The following is a 16,682-nucleotide window of genomic DNA, read 5'->3' on the forward strand; positions in this document are numbered from 1 at the left end:
GGCAGGGTTCGGGCCGGACCGTCGCCGCGGCCGGAACTTGATGCTGCGCGCCGCTGGCGCGATGCCCAAGGATGCGGCAGGCTGATGTGAAACCGGGCGGGGTAATCCGTCCGGACTGGGAGCTGAGGGACACGACATGGATCGCAGGAATTTCCTGAAGGGGACGGCCGCCGCCGGCCTGGTGGGTGCGTCTGCCGGCCTGGCCGGGCCGGCGCTGTCGCAGGGCGCCGCCGCCCGCACCCTGCGCTTCGTGCCGCAGGCGAATCTGGCCAATTTCGACCCGATCTGGGGCACCCAGTACGTGGTGCGCAACGGCGCCGCGATGGTCTGGGACACGCTCTACGGCTTCGACGCCGAGCTGAAGCCGCAGCGCCAGATGGCCGAGGCCGAGCAGGTCTCGGCCGATGGGCTGACCTGGGACTTCCGGCTGCGCCCGGGGCTGAAATTCCACGACGGCAGCCCGGTGCTGGCCAAGGACGTGGTCGCCAGCCTGACCCGCTGGTCGGCCCGCGACCCGATGGGCCAGATGCTGAAGGCGATCCAGCAGGAGCTGGTCGCGGTCGACGACCGCAACGTCCGCTGGGTGCTGAAGAAGCCCTACCCCAAGATGCTGATGGCGCTGGGCAAGAATTCCACGCCGATGGCCTTCATCATGCCGGAGCGGCTGGCGAAGACCGATCCCTTCACCCAGGTGGCCGAATTCATCGGCAGCGGGCCGATGCGCTTCAAGCGCGACGAGTGGAACCCCGGCGCCCGGGCGGTCTTCGAGAAATTCGCCGACTACGTCCCGCGCGACGAGCCCAGCTCCTGGCTCGCCGGCGGCAAGCGCATGGGCGTCGACCGGATCGAGTGGCTGGTGATGCCGGATGCGGCGACGGCCTCCGCCGCGCTGCAGAACGGCGAGGTCGACTGGTGGGAGAACCCGATCACCGACCTGGTGCCGCAGCTCCGCCGCAACCGCAACCTCCGCGTCGACATCGCCGATCCGCTCGGCAACATCGGCACCTTCCGGATGAACCACACCACCACGCCCTTCAACGACGTGAAGGCGCGCCGCGCGGTGCTGATGGCGATGAGCCAGGAAGACTACATGCGGGCGCTGGTCGGCGACGACGACAAGCTGTGGAAGCCGCTGCCGGGCTACTTCACCCCGGGCACGCCGCTGTACTCCGAGGCCGGCGGCGAGATCCTGAAGGGGCCGCGCAACCTCGATGCGGCGAAGCGGATGCTGGCTGAGAGCGGCTACAACGGCACGCCCGTCACCTGCATCGTGGCGCAGGACCAGCCGATCACGAAGGCGCAGGGCGACGTCACCGCCGACCTGCTGAAGCGGCTCGGCATGAACGTCGATTTCGTCGCGACGGATTGGGGCACCACCGGCCAGCGCCGCGCCATGAAGAACCCGTTCGGCCAGGGCGGCTGGTCGATGTTCCACAGCTGGCATGCCGGCGCCGACTGCATCAACCCGGCGGTCTACAACGCGGTGCGGGCCAATGGCGCCGGCGCCTGGTTCGGCTGGCCGGACATCCCCGCGGTCGAGACCGAGGTCGGCGCCTGGTTTGACGCGCCGGACGCGGCGGCCGAAAAGGCGGCGATCGACCGGCTGAACAAGGCCGCGCTGGATAACGTCGTCTATGCCCCGACCGGGTTCTTCCTGGGCTACCAGGCCTGGCGGGCGAATGTCTCCGGCATCGTGAAGGGGCCGCTGCCCTTCTTCTGGGGCGTGTCGAAGTCCTGATGCCGGACGGGAAGTAAGGGACCGCCATGTTCGCCTATATCGTCCGCCGCGTGCTGGCCACCATCCCGGTGATGGCCATCGTCGCGCTGTTCGTCTTCAGCCTGCTCTACATCGCGCCGGGCGACCCGGCCGCGGTGATCGCCGGCGACCAGGCGACGCCCGCCGATGTCGAGCGCATCCGGGCCTCGCTCGGCCTCGACCGGCCTTTCCTGATCCGGTTCGGGGAATGGGTCTGGAACATCCTCAACGGCGACATGGGGGTCTCGATCTTCACCAACCTGCCGGTCACCACCATGATCAAGCAGCGGATCGAGCCGACCCTGTCGCTGATGATCCTGACCCTCTGCCTCGCCATCACCATCGCGGTGCCGATGGGCGTCATCGCCGCCTGGAAGCAGGGGACCTGGATCGACCGGGCCGTCATGGGCTTCGCGGTGCTCGGCTTCTCGGTGCCGGTCTTCGTGGTGGGCTACGTGCTGGCCTATATCTTCGCGCTCGAGCTCGATTGGCTGCCGGTGCAGGGCTACACCGCCTTCAGCCAGGGCTTCTTCCCCTGGCTGGAGAACCTGATCCTGCCCTCCATCGCGCTCGGCGGCGTCTATATCGCGCTGATCGCCCGCATCACCCGGGCGACCATGCTGGAGGTGCTGCAGCAGGACTACATCCGCACGGCGCGCGCCAAGGGCGCCGGGCAGACGAACATCCTGTTCCTGCATGCGCTGAAGAATGCGGCGGTGCCGATCGTGACGGTCATCGGCATCGGCATCGCGCTGCTGATCGGCGGCGCGGTGGTGACCGAGAGCGTCTTCGCCATCCCCGGCCTCGGCCGGCTGACGGTGGATGCCATCCTGCGCCGCGACTATCCGGTGATCCAGGGCGTGGTGCTGCTTTTCAGCTTCATCTACGTGCTGGTGAACCTGTTGATCGACCTTCTCTACACCCTGTTCGACCCGAGGATCCGGTACTGATGTCGACCTCAGCCGCCTTCTCCTCCGCCGTCATGCCGCGCGACGTGGCCGCGGCGGCGCCCATGGGCGATGTGCTGCCGCCGGTGACGCCGCGGCGCGGCTTCATCGGCTTCGTCCGGCGCAACCCGACGATTGCCATCGGCGGCGGGCTGCTGCTGCTGATGCTGCTGATCGCGGTCTTCGCGCCCTTGCTGTGGACCGTCGACCCGACGGCGCTGGCCCCGGCGCGGCGGACGCGGGAGCCCTCGGCGCAATACTGGTTCGGCTCCGACATGCTCGGCCGCGACGTCTATTCGCGGGTGCTCTACGGCGCCCGGGTCTCGCTGCTGGTGGGCTTCTCGGTCGCCTTCTGCGCCTCGGTCGTCGGGCTGGCGATCGGCATGATCTCGGGCTACGTCCGCTGGGCCGACAGCATCATCATGCGGATCATGGACGGCATGATGTCCATCCCGCCGATCCTGCTGGCGATCGCGCTGATGGCGCTGACCCGCGGCAGCGTGCAGAACGTGATCCTGGCGATCACCGTGGCGGAAATCCCCCGCGTCTCCCGCCTGGTGCGCGGCGTGGTGCTCAGCCTGCGGGAACAGCCCTATGTCGATGCGGCCGTCGCCGCGGGGACGCGGACGCCGCGGATCATCCTGCGGCACATCCTGCCCAATACCCTGGCGCCGATCACGGTGCAGGCGACCTACATCTGCGCCGCGGCGATGATCACCGAGGCGATCCTGTCCTTCATCGGCGCCGGCACGCCGCCGATCATCCCGTCCTGGGGCAACATCATGGCCGAGGGCCGCGCCCTCTGGCAGGTGAAGCCCTACATCGTCTTCTTCCCGGCGGTGTTCCTCTCGATCACCGTGCTCGCGGTCAACCTGCTGGGTGATGGCCTGCGCGACGCGCTCGACCCGCGCATGGCAAAGAGGCTCTAGACCCATGGCACTGTTAGAAGTCGAGAACCTGCAGACCCATTTCCGCACGCCGGACGGGGTCAACCGCGCGGTCGACGGCGTGTCCTTCGAGGTCGCGGCCGGCGAGACGCTGGCCATCGTGGGCGAGAGCGGCTGCGGCAAGTCCGTGACCGCCATGTCCATCCTGCGGCTCATCCCCGAGCCGCCGGGCAAGATCGCCGGGGCGATCCGCTTCCAGGGCAAGGACCTGCTGACCCTCTCGGAGCCGGAGATGCGGGACATCCGCGGCAACGAGATCAGCATGATCTTCCAGGAGCCGATGACCTCGCTCAACCCGGTGCTGAACGTCGGCCGGCAGATCGGCGAGACCCTGCGGCTGCACCAGGGGCTTTCCGCGAAGGATGCCGAGGCCAAGGCGGTCGAGATGCTGACCCTGGTCGGCATCCCGGAGCCGGGGCGGCGGGTGCGGGAGTATCCGCACCAGCTCTCGGGTGGCATGCGCCAGCGGGTGATGATCGCCATTGCGCTGGCTTGCAACCCGAAGCTGCTGATCGCGGATGAGCCGACGACGGCGCTGGATGTCACCATCCAGGCCCAGATTCTTGAACTGATGCGGGACCTGAAGCACCGCGTCGGCGCGGCCATCGTGCTCATCACCCATGACCTCGGCGTCGTCGCCGAGGTCGCCGAGCGGGTGGTGGTCATGTATGCCGGCAAGAAGGTGGAGGAGGCCCCGGTCGGGCAGCTGTTCCGCACCCCGCGGCATCCCTATACGCAGGGGCTGCTGGGCTCGATGCCGAAGCTCGGCTCCTCGCTCACCGGCACCGAGACCCGGCTGGCCGAGATCCCCGGGCTGGTGCCCAGCCTCAAGCAGAAGATTCCCGGCTGCGTCTTCGCCTCCCGCTGCTCCCATGCGACGGACCTCTGCGTGAAGGTGGCGCCGGCGCTGGAGCTGAAGGCGCCGGGGCATATCGCCGCCTGCCACTACGCCACCAAGGAAGGGGCGATCGCCGCATGAGCAAGCTGCTCGACGTCACCGACCTCAAGAAGCATTTCCCCATCCGCGGCGGCTTCTTCGGCGGGGTCACCGGCCAGGTCTATGCGGTGGACGGCGTGTCCTTCCACATCGACAAGGGCGAGACCCTGTCGCTGGTCGGTGAATCCGGCTGCGGCAAGTCCACCGTCGGCAAGGCCATCCTGCGGCTGTTTGGGATCACCGATGGGCAGGTGGTGCTGGACGGCCAGCGGATCGACGACATGTCCGCCGGCACGCTGCGGCCGGTGCGGCGGCGGATGCAGGTGGTCTTCCAGGACCCCTTCACCTCGCTCAACCCGCGCATGCGGGTGAAGGACATCCTGGCCGAGCCGATCCGGAATTTCGGCCTGGCGAAGAACAGCGCCGACCTCGACGAGAAGGTCGCCAAGCTGATGGACACGGTACGGCTGCCGCGCGATGCGGTGGGCCGCTGGCCGCATGAGTTCTCGGGCGGGCAGCGCCAACGCATCGGCATCGCACGCGCCTTGGCGGCCGAGCCCGACCTCATCATCTGCGACGAGGCGGTCTCGGCGCTCGACGTCTCGGTCAAGGCGCAGATCGTCAACCTGCTGCAGGACCTGCAGGCCGAGCTCGGCCTGGCCTTGCTGTTCATCAGCCACGACCTCGCCATCGTCGAGCACATGACGCACCGGGTCGCGGTGATGTACCTCGGCAAGATCGTCGAGGTGGCGCCGAAGCGGAGCCTGTTTGCGGCGCCCAAGCACCCTTACACGGAGGCGCTGCTCTCGGCCGTGCCGGTGCCGATGCCGGGCGCGGCGCGGCAGCGGGTGATCCTGCGCGGCGATGTGCCGAGCCCGATCAACCCGCCCAAGGGTTGCCGCTTCCACACCCGCTGCCCCTATGCCTTCGACCGCTGCCGGGTGGAGGAGCCGCTGCTGCGGGCCATCCCGACCGCGCTCGAGGCCGGGCATACCGCGGCCTGCCACCTGCACGACCGGCCGGAGGCGGAGAATCCGCTGGCCATCGCCAAGGGCCAGGCGCTGCTGGCGGTCTAGCGGCATGGCCGAGCCGGTCCTGCTCGAGGTGCGGGAGCGGCGGAGCCGCTTCGGCCGGGCGGTGAAATGGGCCTTCTGGGTCTTCCAGCCGCTGATGCTGCTGCTTACCTTGGGCACCTGCGCCGCCGTCACCCCCTATGTGGCGGGGCCGGATCCGGAGGTGGCGCTCGGCGCCGGCATGTTCGGCGCCATGGCGATCGGCACGCTCTGGACCCTCTGGCCGCTGGGGACCCTGGTGCTCGGGGTGATGCTGCTGCTGACCCGGGGACGGAAGCGGCTGATCCCGGTGCCGCCGGAGCCGGGGGCCATGCCGGCACCGGCGGCCCCGCGCCGGGCCGGCAGCGTGCCGCAGACCGGCTCCCGCCCCTGATCGGCGCATCTTCACGCCGTGCCGCTTGACGGGAGCCGGGTGCGAGGCGACCTTTCGCACCATGCGCGGTCTCCGGCCCGGCCCCTGGCATGACCAGGGTCCGGCCGGCGCCGCGTCCATGACGGACATCTCTGGGGGAGGCGCGGCATGCCGCAAGTAACGCTGACCGTGAATGGCAAGACCAGCACGGTCGAGGTCGAGGGCCGCACGCTCCTGGTAGAGCTGCTGCGGGAGAAGCTGCGGCTGACGGGCACGCATGTCGGCTGCGACACCAGCCAGTGCGGCGCCTGCGTGGTGCATGTGGACGGCGAGAGCGTGAAGGCCTGCACCGTGCTGGCGGTCCAGGCCGACGGCACCCAGGTCACCACCATCGAGGGCCTGGCCAAGGCCGATGGCACCTTGCACCCGATGCAGGAGGCCTTCCGCGAATACCACGCCCTGCAATGCGGCTTCTGCACCCCGGGCATGGTCATGTCGGCCATCGACCTGGTGCAGAAGCACCCCGCCGGCCTCTCCGAGAAGGAGATCCGCGAGGGGCTGGAGGGCAACCTCTGCCGCTGCACGGGCTACCACAACATCGTCAAGGCGATCGCCGCGGCGCAGGAGGTGATGCACGGCCGGGTGCAGACCCTGGCGCTGGCCGGGGACTGATCGGCGGCAGGGCGCGCGGCAAGGCCCGCGCGCCCGGGTACGGCGCGGTTCAATAATACGCACCGGCCACCAAGGCCGGGCGGTCGGCTCAGGGAGGCTTGGCCATGAATGTCGTGACCCCGTTCGAGGGCATCGGCGCCAGCGTGCGGCGCAAGGAAGACCTGCGGTTCCTCTCCGGCCGCGGGCAATACACCGACGACATCAACCGCCCTGGCCAGGCCTATGCCAGCATCCTGCGCAGCCCGCATGCGCATGCGACGATCGGCGGCATCGACATCGCCGCGGCCCGGGCCATGCCGGGGGTGGTGGCGATCTTCACCGGGGCGGACATGCCCGACCTCGGCGGCATCCCCTGCGGCTGGCAGATCCACAACAAGGACGGCTCGCCGATGGCGGAGCCGATGCACCCGGTGCTGGCCGTGGACAAGGCGCGCTTCGTCGGCGATGCCGTGGCGGTGGTGATCGCCGAGACCAAGGCGCAGGCGCGGGACGCGGCCGAGGCCATCGAGGTGGACTACGCGGTGCTGCCGGCGGTCTCGACCGTGACGGCGGCGACGGCGCCGGGGGCGCCGCTGGTGCATGACGCGGTCGCCGGCAACATCTGCTACGACTGGCACATCGGCGACAAGGCGATCAACGAGGCGGCCTTCGCCGGCGCCGCCAAGGTCGTCGAGTTCGACCTGGTGAACAACCGGCTCATCCCCAATGCGATGGAGCCGCGCGCGGCGATCGGCGACTTCGACCGCACCACGGACGAGTACACGCTCTATACCACCAGCCAGAACCCGCATGTGATCCGGCTGCTGATGGGCGCCTTCGTGCTGCACCTGCCCGAGCACAAGCTGCGGGTGGTGGCGCCCGACGTGGGCGGCGGGTTCGGCTCCAAGATCTTCCACTATGCCGAGGAGGCCATCGTCACCTGGGCCGCGGGCCGCGTCTGCCGCCCGGTGAAATGGACCTGCGAGCGTACCGAGAGTTTCATGAGCGACGCGCATGGCCGCGACCATGTCAGCAAGGCGCGGCTGGCGCTGGATGCGAACGGCAAGTTCCTGGCGCTGCATGTGCAGACGCTGGCGAACATGGGTGCCTATCTCTCGACCTTCGCCACCAGCGTGCCGACTTACCTCTACGCCACGCTGCTGGCGGGGGTTTACACCACGCCCAGCATCTATGCCGAGGTGAAGGCGGTGTTTACCAATACCGTCCCCGTGGATGCCTATCGCGGCGCCGGCCGGCCGGAGGCGACCTTCCTGCTCGAACGGCTGGTCGACGTGGCGGCGCGGGAGACCGGGATCGACCGGATCGAGATCCGCCGGCGCAATTTCATCCCCTCCGATGCCTTCCCCTACCAGACCCCGGTCGCCCTGCAATACGACAGCGGCGACTACCAGACGACGCTCGACGCGGCGCTGGAGACCGCGGGCTGGGCGAGCTTCGAGGAACGCCGGGCCGAGGCGGCGACGCGCGGCAGGCTGCGCGGCATCGGCATCAGCACCTATGTCGAGGCCTGCGGCATCGCGCCCTCGGCGGTGGTGGGCGCGCTCGGGGCGCGGGCGGGTCTCTATGAGGTCGGTACCATCCGGGTGCATCCGACCGGCAGCGTCACCGTCCTGACCGGCACCCACAGCCATGGCCAGGGGCATGAGACGACCCTGGCGCAGCTGGTCACCGACCGGCTCGGCGTGCCGCTGGCCCAGGTGGACGTGGTGCATGGCGATACCGCCAAGATCCCCTTCGGCATGGGCACCTATGGCAGCCGGTCGCTGGCGGTCGGCGGCTCCGCCATGGTCAAGGCGATGGACAAGATCGTCGCCAAGGCGCGGCGGATCGCCGCCCACCTGATGGAGGCCTCGGTCGAGGACGTGGAGTTCGACCGCGGGACCTTCCGGGTGGCGGGCACCGACAAGACCAAGTCCTGGGGCGAGATCTGCCTGACCGCCTATGTCCCGCACAACTACCCGATCGAGGAGATCGAGCCCGGCCTCGACGAGACCGCCTTCTACGACCCGAAGAACTTCACCTATCCCGGCGGCGCCCATATCTGCGAGGTGGAGATCGAACCCGAGACCGGCATCACCACGGTGGTCAACTTCACCGCGGTCGATGACGTCGGCCGGGTCATCAATCCGATGATCGTCGAGGGCCAGGTCCAGGGCGGGGTCTGCCAGGGCATCGGCCAGGCGCTGCTGGAGGCTTGCGTCTATGACGCGGAGGGCCAACTCGTCTCGGGCAGCTACATGGACTACCAGATGCCGCGGGCCAACGACCTGCCGATGGTGAGCGTCGCCACCCATGTCACCCTCTGCACCCATAACCCGCTGGGGGTGAAGGGCTGCGGCGAGGTGGGGGCGATTGGCTCGCCGCCGGCGGTGATCAATGCGGTGGTCGATGCGTTGAAGGACTACGGGGTGCGGCATATCGAGATGCCGGCGACGGCCGCGAAAATCTGGGGCATCATCAATGCCGGCCACAGGCTGGCAGCCGAATAGAGGGGACCCGACCCATGTATGATTTCGAATACCACAAGCCCGGCTCCATCGCCGATGCGGTCAAGATCCTCTCGGCCGATCCGGATGCGCGGCCGATCTCGGGCGGGCAGACCCTGCTGCCGGCGCTGAAGCACCGGCTGAACAAGCCGACCTCGGTGGTCGACCTCTCCGGTATCGCCGAGCTGAAGGGCATCCGCAAGGAGGGCAACAAGCTCATCATCGGGGCGCTGGCGAAGCACCATGAGGTCGCCGAGAGCGATGTCGTGAAGGGCGCTATCCCGGCGCTGGCGATGATGGCCGGCACCATCGGGGATACCCAGGTCCGCAACCGCGGCACCATCGGCGGCAGCGTCTCGAACAACGACCCGGCGGCGGACTACCCCTCCGCCGTCATGGCGCTGGACGCGACCGTCGTCACCGACAAGCGCCGCATCGCCGCCGACGACTTCTTCCAGGGCATGTTCACCACGGCGCTGGAGCCGGGCGAGCTGCTGGTGGCGATCGAGTTCCCCATCCCGGAGAAGGCCGGCTACGCCAAGATGCGCAACCCGGCCAGCCGCTACGTCATGGCCGGCGCCTTCATCGCCAAGACCGGCGGCAAGGTGCGGGTCGCCATCAACGGCGCCGGCCCGGGCGTGTTCCGCCAGACGGAGATGGAGACGGCGCTGGCGGCCAATTGGTCGGCGGATGCGGTCGCCGGGGTCAAGCAGTCCGCCGAGGACCTGAACAGCGACATCCACGGCAGCGCCGAGTACCGCGCCCACCTGGTCACGGTGATGGCCAAGCGCGCGATCGCCGCCGCCGGCTGAGGCCGATGGCCGGTGTCCCCCGCCGCGCCGCCGTGCTCGGCGGGGCGGCACTGGCCATGGCGCGCCCCGCGCGCGCCCAGACGGAGTGGCCGCAGCGGCCGGTCCGCATGGTGATCCCCTATCCGCCGGGCGGGGCGAGCGACATCATCGCCCGGATGATGGCGCCGCACCTGACGGCGTCGCTGGGCCAGACCCTGGTGGTGGAGAACCGCCCCGGGGCCAACGGCTTCATCGCCGCCGAGCTGGTCGCCCGCAGCGCCCCGGATGGCTATACCCTGCTGATGGGCAATGCCGGGCCGAACGGCATGGGGCCGGCCTTGTACGGCAGCCGGACGCCCTTCGATGCCCTGGCGGATTTCGCCCCGGTCATGGCGGTCTCCATCGTGCCGCAGATCATGGCGGTGCACCCGGACGTGCCGGTGCGGAGCTTCCCCGGGTTCGTCGCCCATGCGCGGGAGCAGGGCGGGAAGATGAGCTACGGCTCGGCCGGGGTCGGCTCGGCCGGGCACATGGCGATGGAGCTGCTGAAGAGCATCACCGGGATCGAGCTGACCCATGTGCCCTATCGCGGCAGCGCCCCCTCCACCGCCGACCTGATCGCCGGGGTCATCCCGGTCAATTTCGACACGGTGCCGGTGCTGCTGCCGCATGTGCAGGCGGGGCGGGTGCGGGGCATCGCGGTCAGCTCCCTGGCGCGGGTGGCGGAGGCGCCGGCGCTGGCGACCATCGCCGAGACGGTGCCGGGTTTCGAGACGGTGAGCTGGGGCGGGGTGCTGGCCCCGGCCGGGACGCCGGCGCCGGTGATCGCCCGCCTGAACGCGGCGATGCGGGAGGCGATGGCCCGGCCCGACGTCGGCGGGGCGCTGGCGCGGCAGGGCATCCAGCCGCAATCCGGCACGCCGGGAGCCTTCGGCGCCTATGTCGCCGGGGAGGTCCGCAAATGGACCGAGGTGGTGCAGCGCATGGGTCTCCGCCCGGAATAACCGCCGCTTGCCATCCGGCCCGGCCGGCGCGACCATTCCGGTAACCGCCCTGAAGGGCGGAAGCCTGGGGAGGGTTGCGATGCCTGGATTTATCCGGAGGACACCGATCACCGAAGCCGCCGCCTGGACAAGGGCGGAGATGGAAGCCGACCCCGAGTGGCGGATCCGGCTGACGCCCGCTCATGTCGCCGCGTTGGACCGGGCGCTGGCGGCGGTGCAGGCGCGCGGCCTGCCCTTTCCCGCGGTCACCAAGGCGGATTTCCCGCTGCCGGAGTGGGAGGGGCTGCTCGCCACCCTGTGGCGGCAGATCGCCGCCGGGCGCGGCGTGGCGCTGCTGCGCGGCCTGCCGGTGGAGCGCTATACCGAGGCGGAGGCGCGGCTGATCTTCTGGGGGATCGGCACCCACCTCGGGCTGGGCGTCACCCAGAATGCCGCGGCCGAGCTGATCGCCGGGGTCTATGACCGTGGCCGGCCCTATGGCGGCGACGTGCGGGCCTACCAGGTCAATGCCGAGCTCTCGATGCATTGCGACAACTCCGACCTGGTCGGGCTGTTCTGCCTGCGCCAGGCGAAGTCGGGCGGGGAGACGCTGCTGGTCAGCGCGCTGTCCATCTACAACCGCATCCTGGCGGAGCATCCGGAATACCTGCCGCTGCTGCACCGCGGCTTCCCCTACGACCGCAAGGGCGAGGAGGGGCCGGGCGAGCCGGCCGTCAGCGGGCGCATCCCGCTGTTCAGCACCGCCTCGGATGGCACGGTCAGCGCCCGCTACGCGCGCTCCTACATCACCCGGGCGGAGCAGCGGACCGGCATCGCCCTCGCGCCGGCCGAGAAGGCGGCGCTCGACTTCTTCGACAGGGTCGCGCTGGACCCGGCGCTGCTGCTGGAATTCCACCTCGAGCCCGGGGACATGGAATTCGCCAGCAATTACACGGTCTTCCACGCCAGGCGCGGCTACCAGGACCACCCGGAGGCGGACCGCCGCCGGCTGATGCTGCGGCTCTGGCTGCAGAACGACGGGCTGCGGCGGATCGAGGACGAGCAGCTCCGCTTCGGCTTCACCCGCTTCGGCAACCACGGCCGGACCGCGGCCGAGCTGACCCAGGTGGCGGCATGATCGGGCGGCGGGCGGCCCTCGGGCTGGCGGCGCTGGCCGCACCGATCATCTTCAAGGCGGGGGCGCAGGAGGCGCGGACCATCCGGCTGGTGGTGCCCTATCCGCCGGGTGGGGCCAGCGACGTCATCGCCCGGCTGCTGGCCGGGCCGATGGGGGAGATCCTTGGCCAGACCGTGGTGGTCGAGAACCGGCCGGGCGCGAATGGCGCCATCGCCGGCGAATTGGTGGTCCGCTCGCCGCCCGACGGGCTGACCCTCTTCATGGGCAATGCCGGGCCGAGCGCGATGAACCAGGCGCTGCTGGGCCGCCGCCTGCCCTATGATTCGGTGACGGACTTCACCCCGATCTGCCTGGTCTCCTCGGTGCCGATGGTGCTCGGCATATACCCCGGGCATCCCGCCAAGACGTTGCAGGAGCTGATCGCCTATGCCAGGGCGCGGCCGGGGGAGGTGAATTACGCGACGGGCGGCATCGGCTCGGCGCCGCATCTGGTGCTGGCGCAGCTGGCGACGCTGTCCGGGATCGACTGGGTCCAGGTGGCCTTCCGCGGCGGGCAGCAGGCCATCGCCGCGGTGGTGGCGGGGCAGGTGCCCTTCCTGATGGATACCGCCCCGGTGGTGCTGCCGCAGGTGCGGGAGGGGCGGGTGCGCGGCCTGGCGGTGACCTCGGCGCAGCGGGTGGCCGCCGCGCCGGAGATCCCGACCATCGCCGAGCAGGGCTTCCCCGGCTTCGAGGCGACGAGCTGGGGCGGCATCCTCGGCCCGGCCCGCATGCCGCCGGCGGTGACCACGCGGCTGAACGCGGCGGTGGTGCGGGCGATGGACATGCCGGCGGTGGTGGAGGCCTATGCCCGGCTCGGGATCGACCGCCGCGCCAGCACGCCGGAGGCCTTCGGCGCGCATATCGCGGCGGAGCTGGCGCGCTGGACCGAGGTGGTGCGGGTGGCGGAGATCAAGCCGGAGTAAGGAAGGCTGGGGGGAGATATCCCCCCCAAGCCCCCTTCTGTTTTCATTCTTTCCGGATAGAAATGGATGAGGGGCCCGGGGAGGATACTGTCTCCCCGGCCTTACGCCGTCACCGGCAGGCGCAGGCAGTGCCCCTGCTGCGCCAGCACCGGCTTCCAGCCCTCGATCAGCCGCTGGTAGGCGCGGCCGACGGTGCGGATGTTGCGGTTGAGGTCGAACAGCCCGCGCGGGTTCACGATGCCGGCGCGCTCGCGCAGGGCGCTGTTCCAGTCGATCTGGTCGGTCAGCGAATACCAGGTGAAGCCCAGGATCGGCACGCCGTCCCGCCGCAGCCGCATCAGCCCGGACCACTGCTTCCACAGCCAGCGCTCGGCCTCGTCGCCGTTCAGGCCCTCGTCCATGTTGGTCTCGGTATGCATCACCGGCAGGCCGTAGCGGGCGTGGTAGTCGCGCGTCACGGTATCGTAGCCGAAGACCTCGCCGGCCCAGCGGCTGTGGCCGTCGGCGCCGATCAGGTGCTCGTTGGTCACGTACCAGTCGTTGCCCATGACGCAGTGGCGGCGCAGGTCCTGGCGCTGGAAGAAGTGGTACTCGGCCCGGGTCATGCCGTTGTCGAGCAGGTATTCGTACATCGAGGAGCAGACGCGGCGGCCGTAGTTGAGGTCGAGCGTCAGGAAGCGCTCGGCGTTGCGGTGCTCGGCATGCGGCAGGGCGAGCGGGCATTCCGGGTGGAAATGCTCGGTCGATTCCGACTGGATGAAGATCGCATCCGGGCGCACCCGCAGGATCGCCTGCATCGCCAGCACATTGGCCCGGACGATGTGCTTGATGGCGGTGACGTAGCTGCGGTCGTCGTGGCGCTGCTCGTTCCACCAGCCGTACTTGGCGCTGAAGACGGCGGTGATGAACATCTCGTTCACCGGGGTGTAGAGCTGCACCCAGGGGAAGCGGCGGGCGAAGGCCTCGGCGTAGTCGGCGAAGAGCTCGGGGAAGTCGGGGTTCTGGAAGTCGCCGATCCAGTCGGGCACGCCGAAGTGGCAGAGGTCGACGATCGGCAGGATGCCGAGGCGGCGGACCTCGGCGAAGCTCTCGTCGGCGAAGGACCAGTCGTGCAGCCCGGGGCCGCGCAGCGTGGCATGCAGCTGCGGGCCGTAGCGCAGCACGCCGCAGCCGATCTGCCTGACCAGCGCCAAATCCTCGCGCCAGCGGTCGTAGTGGCCGCATTCGGCCATCTGGTCGCGACGGATGCGGCCGCCGTCGAGGGTGGGCGCGCTGTTCTCGATGCCGGTGGCAAAGAGGAAGCCCTGGCCGGCCAGGGCATGCAACGGCGGGGCGGCGGGGAGGGGAGGCAGGGAGTCCAGCATTGTGGTGGCGTCCCACGAAAGCGTTATTTCGGTTAGTATTCAGGATTTCGTGAGCGTATACACATGAACTCCACGTAATCTTTGCGCCCCGGTTGCGGGCGCGGCATCCTGGCCGCATGCACATCGACGATCCGGCGGTCATCGCCGAGGCCCGCGCCGTCTTCGACCGCTACGAGCAGGCGATCGCCGCCAACGACGGGGCGGTGCTCGACGACTGCTTCTGGGCGGACCCGCGCACCGTGCGCTTCGGCATCACCGAGATCCTCTACGGGATCGAGGCGATCCGGGCCTTCCGCGCCAGCGTCGGGCGCTATGCGCCGCGGGCGGCACGGCACGTCCACATCACCGCCTTCGGCCCCGACATGGCCTGCACCCACCTGGAGTACCAGCGCAGCGACAGCGGCCTGGTCGGGCGGGAGACCAAGATCATGGCGCGGCTCCCGGGGCTCGGCTTCAAGGTGGTCTCGGCGCATGTCTCGTTGCTGGCCGGGGCCGATCCGGGGCGGGTGGCCAAGCCATGAGCCACGCTGTCGTCATCGGCGCCGGCATCGTCGGCGCCTGCACCGCGCTCGAGCTGCTGAAGGCCGGGCAGCGGGTCACCCTTCTCGAGCCGGGGCCGCCGGGCGGCGAGCAGGCGGCGTCCTACGGCAACGGCTGCTGGCTGAGCCCGATGTCGGTCATCCCGCCGTCGATGCCGGGGCTGTGGAAGAAGGTGCCGGGCTTCCTCGCCGACCCGCTCGGGCCGCTGGCGATCCGCTGGTCCTACTTCCCCCGGGTGCTGCCCTGGCTGGTCCGCTACCTCGCCTCCGGCTGGACCGAGGCGCGGGTGCTGAAAACCGCGCAGGCGCTGCGGGCGATGCTGGTGGGGGCGCCGGCGCTGCATGCGGCGCTGGCCGAGGAAGCCGGCGTCGGCCACCTGATCGAGCGGCGCGGGCTGATGTACATCTACCCCTCGCGCGCGGAATTCGAGGCGGAGGCCATGGCCTGGCGCATCCGCCGCCAGGTCGGCGTGCAATGGCTCGAGCTGTCGGCCGACGAGCTGCGCCAGCGCGAGCCGGAACTCGACCGGCGCTACGGCTTCGCCGCGCTGGTCGAGGAAGGCGGGCATTGCCGCGACCCCGGCGCCTATGTCGCGGCGCTGGTGCAGCTCGCGGAGGCGCAGGGTGCGCGGCGCGTCACGGCGCGCGCCACCGGCTTCCGCATCGAGGCGGGGCGGCTGCGCGCGGTGCTGACCGACCAGGGCGAGGTCGCGGCAGACAAGGCGGTGATCGCCGCCGGCGCCCATTCCCGGGTGCTGGCGGCGGCGGCCGGCGACACCGTGCCGCTCGAGACGGAGCGGGGCTACCACGCGATGATCGAAGCGCCGGAGGCCGGGCCGCGCACGCCGCTGATGCCCTCGGACGGCAAGATGTCCGTCACCATGACGGATCGCGGGCTGCGCTGCGCCGGGCAGGTGGAGATCGCCGGGCTCGCGGCGGCGCCGGATTGGCGCCGCGCCGAGATCCTGCGCGACCACCTGCTACGCAGCTTTCCCGGCCTGCCGCGGGACCTGCCGGCGAGCCGGGTGAAGCTCTGGATGGGGCACCGGCCGAGCATGCCGGATGGCCTGCCGTGCCTCGGTCCGGCACGCGCGACGGGCGACATCATCCATGCCTTCGGGCATGGCCACGTGGGGTTGGTCTCGGCGCCGCGTTCGGCGCGTCTGGTGACGCAATTGCTGTTGGGCCAACCAACGGAGCTCGATGCGGGCCCGTATGATCCGCGGCGATTCGGGTAATTTCCTGCTCGCTTTGTCTCGGTCCCGGTGCCATGCTTTCCGGCAGCGGTTCGGCACCCCCGTTGGGCCGTTGGTCACTAGATACGGATTAATCAGCAAGTGCCTTCCGACAGCGAGATCCAGGGCGGCGCCGGGCCCGTCGAGGCCCAGGTGAAATGGTACAACGCCCGCAAGGGCTTCGGCTTCGTGCTGGGGCCCGATGGTCAGGACGTGTTCTTCCATGCCTCGGCACTGACCGAGGCGGGGATCGAGCCGCCTGAGACCGGCGATACCCTGGTCTGCGAAATCGGCACGGATCGGCAGGGGCGACGGCTCGTCACCCGCATCACCGAACGGAAGCTCGGCGATGGCGGCGGCGATGCGGGTGGCCGGCGTGCCTTCCGCGACGGGCCGCCGGGTGGCGGCTTCGGCGATCGCCCGCCGCGGCGGGACTTCGGTGGCGGCGGCTTCGGCGACCGGCGGCCGCGCCTCGACTTCGGCGGCCCGCCGGGCGC

Annotated in this window: 16 protein-coding genes; 15 read left to right on the forward strand and 1 reads right to left on the reverse strand. The window is 70.1% G+C overall.

The genetic code is table 11. From position 1 onward, the window contains the following. The first annotated feature begins 136 nt into the window (after positions 1-136). From QWZ14_RS12855 to QWZ14_RS12910, 12 genes are all read left to right on the forward strand, one after another. A complete protein-coding gene (locus QWZ14_RS12855; RefSeq protein ID WP_290317068.1) occupies positions 137-1,738 on the forward strand; it encodes an ABC transporter substrate-binding protein in 1,602 nt (533 codons plus the stop codon). A 26-nt stretch (positions 1,739-1,764) separates the two neighbouring features. Next, positions 1,765-2,706, forward strand: a complete 942-nt coding sequence (locus QWZ14_RS12860; RefSeq protein WP_290317069.1) for an ABC transporter permease — start codon at positions 1,765-1,767, stop codon at positions 2,704-2,706. Next, entirely contained in the window at positions 2,706-3,632 is a 927-nt protein-coding gene (locus tag QWZ14_RS12865; RefSeq protein WP_290317070.1) for an ABC transporter permease, read from the forward strand. The genes QWZ14_RS12860 and QWZ14_RS12865 overlap by 1 nt, the downstream gene beginning before the upstream one ends. A gap of 4 nt (positions 3,633-3,636) precedes the next feature. Beyond that, a complete protein-coding gene (locus QWZ14_RS12870; protein WP_290317071.1) occupies positions 3,637-4,629 on the forward strand; it encodes an ABC transporter ATP-binding protein in 993 nt (330 codons plus the stop codon). Further along, complete coding sequence (locus QWZ14_RS12875) at positions 4,626-5,663, forward strand: ABC transporter ATP-binding protein (protein ID WP_290317072.1); 1,038 nt, start codon at positions 4,626-4,628, stop codon at positions 5,661-5,663. Before QWZ14_RS12870 ends, QWZ14_RS12875 begins: the two co-directional genes overlap by 4 nt. Positions 5,664-5,667: 4 nt before the next feature. Next, complete coding sequence (locus tag QWZ14_RS12880; RefSeq protein WP_290317074.1) at positions 5,668-6,033, forward strand: hypothetical protein; 366 nt, start codon at positions 5,668-5,670, stop codon at positions 6,031-6,033. Between the two features lie 147 nt (positions 6,034-6,180). Next, a complete protein-coding gene (locus QWZ14_RS12885) occupies positions 6,181-6,684 on the forward strand; it encodes a (2Fe-2S)-binding protein (protein WP_290317075.1) in 504 nt (167 codons plus the stop codon). 104 nt (positions 6,685-6,788) lie between these two features. Then, positions 6,789-9,173: a xanthine dehydrogenase family protein molybdopterin-binding subunit gene (locus QWZ14_RS12890; protein WP_290317076.1), complete on the forward strand. Its 2,385-nt coding sequence runs from the start codon at positions 6,789-6,791 to the stop codon at positions 9,171-9,173. Positions 9,174-9,187: 14 nt separating this feature from the next. Continuing rightward, positions 9,188-9,982 carry an FAD binding domain-containing protein gene (locus tag QWZ14_RS12895; RefSeq protein ID WP_290317077.1) on the forward strand — a complete coding sequence of 265 codons (795 nt, stop codon included), beginning with the start codon at positions 9,188-9,190 and terminating at the stop codon, positions 9,980-9,982. A gap of 5 nt (positions 9,983-9,987) precedes the next feature. Next, the gene (locus QWZ14_RS12900) at positions 9,988-10,965 is read left to right on the forward strand and encodes a Bug family tripartite tricarboxylate transporter substrate binding protein (protein ID WP_290317078.1); all 978 of its coding nucleotides are present in this window, start codon (positions 9,988-9,990) and stop codon (positions 10,963-10,965) included. A 79-nt stretch (positions 10,966-11,044) separates the two neighbouring features. Beyond that, on the forward strand, positions 11,045-12,082 hold the full coding sequence (locus QWZ14_RS12905) for a TauD/TfdA family dioxygenase (RefSeq protein ID WP_290317079.1): 1,038 nt from the start codon (positions 11,045-11,047) through the stop codon (positions 12,080-12,082). Then, the gene (locus QWZ14_RS12910) at positions 12,079-13,047 is read left to right on the forward strand and encodes a Bug family tripartite tricarboxylate transporter substrate binding protein (protein WP_290317080.1); all 969 of its coding nucleotides are present in this window, start codon (positions 12,079-12,081) and stop codon (positions 13,045-13,047) included. The genes QWZ14_RS12905 and QWZ14_RS12910 overlap by 4 nt, the downstream gene beginning before the upstream one ends. Before the next feature lie 101 nt (positions 13,048-13,148). Here QWZ14_RS12910 and QWZ14_RS12915 read toward each other — a convergent pair whose 3' ends face one another. Continuing rightward, on the reverse strand, positions 13,149-14,411 hold the full coding sequence (locus QWZ14_RS12915) for a family 1 glycosylhydrolase (protein ID WP_290317081.1): 1,263 nt from the start codon (positions 14,409-14,411) through the stop codon (positions 13,149-13,151). 116 nt (positions 14,412-14,527) lie between these two features. On the opposite strand from QWZ14_RS12915, the gene QWZ14_RS12920 reads away from it, so the two are divergent. The 3 genes from QWZ14_RS12920 to QWZ14_RS12930 all read left to right on the forward strand — a co-directional run. Further along, positions 14,528-14,932 (forward strand): AtzH-like domain-containing protein, encoded by a 405-nt coding sequence (locus QWZ14_RS12920; protein ID WP_290317082.1) that lies wholly within the window; start codon positions 14,528-14,530, stop codon positions 14,930-14,932. Further along, a complete protein-coding gene (locus QWZ14_RS12925; RefSeq protein ID WP_290317083.1) occupies positions 14,929-16,188 on the forward strand; it encodes an NAD(P)/FAD-dependent oxidoreductase in 1,260 nt (419 codons plus the stop codon). Before QWZ14_RS12920 ends, QWZ14_RS12925 begins: the two co-directional genes overlap by 4 nt. Before the next feature lie 99 nt (positions 16,189-16,287). Continuing rightward, a partial coding sequence (locus QWZ14_RS12930; RefSeq protein ID WP_290317084.1) for a cold shock domain-containing protein occupies positions 16,288-16,682 on the forward strand: 395 nt, incomplete at its 3' end.

Origin of the sequence: Paeniroseomonas aquatica (assembly GCF_030409335.1) — a bacterium.
GTDB lineage: Bacteria > Pseudomonadota > Alphaproteobacteria > Acetobacterales > Acetobacteraceae > Belnapia > Belnapia aquatica.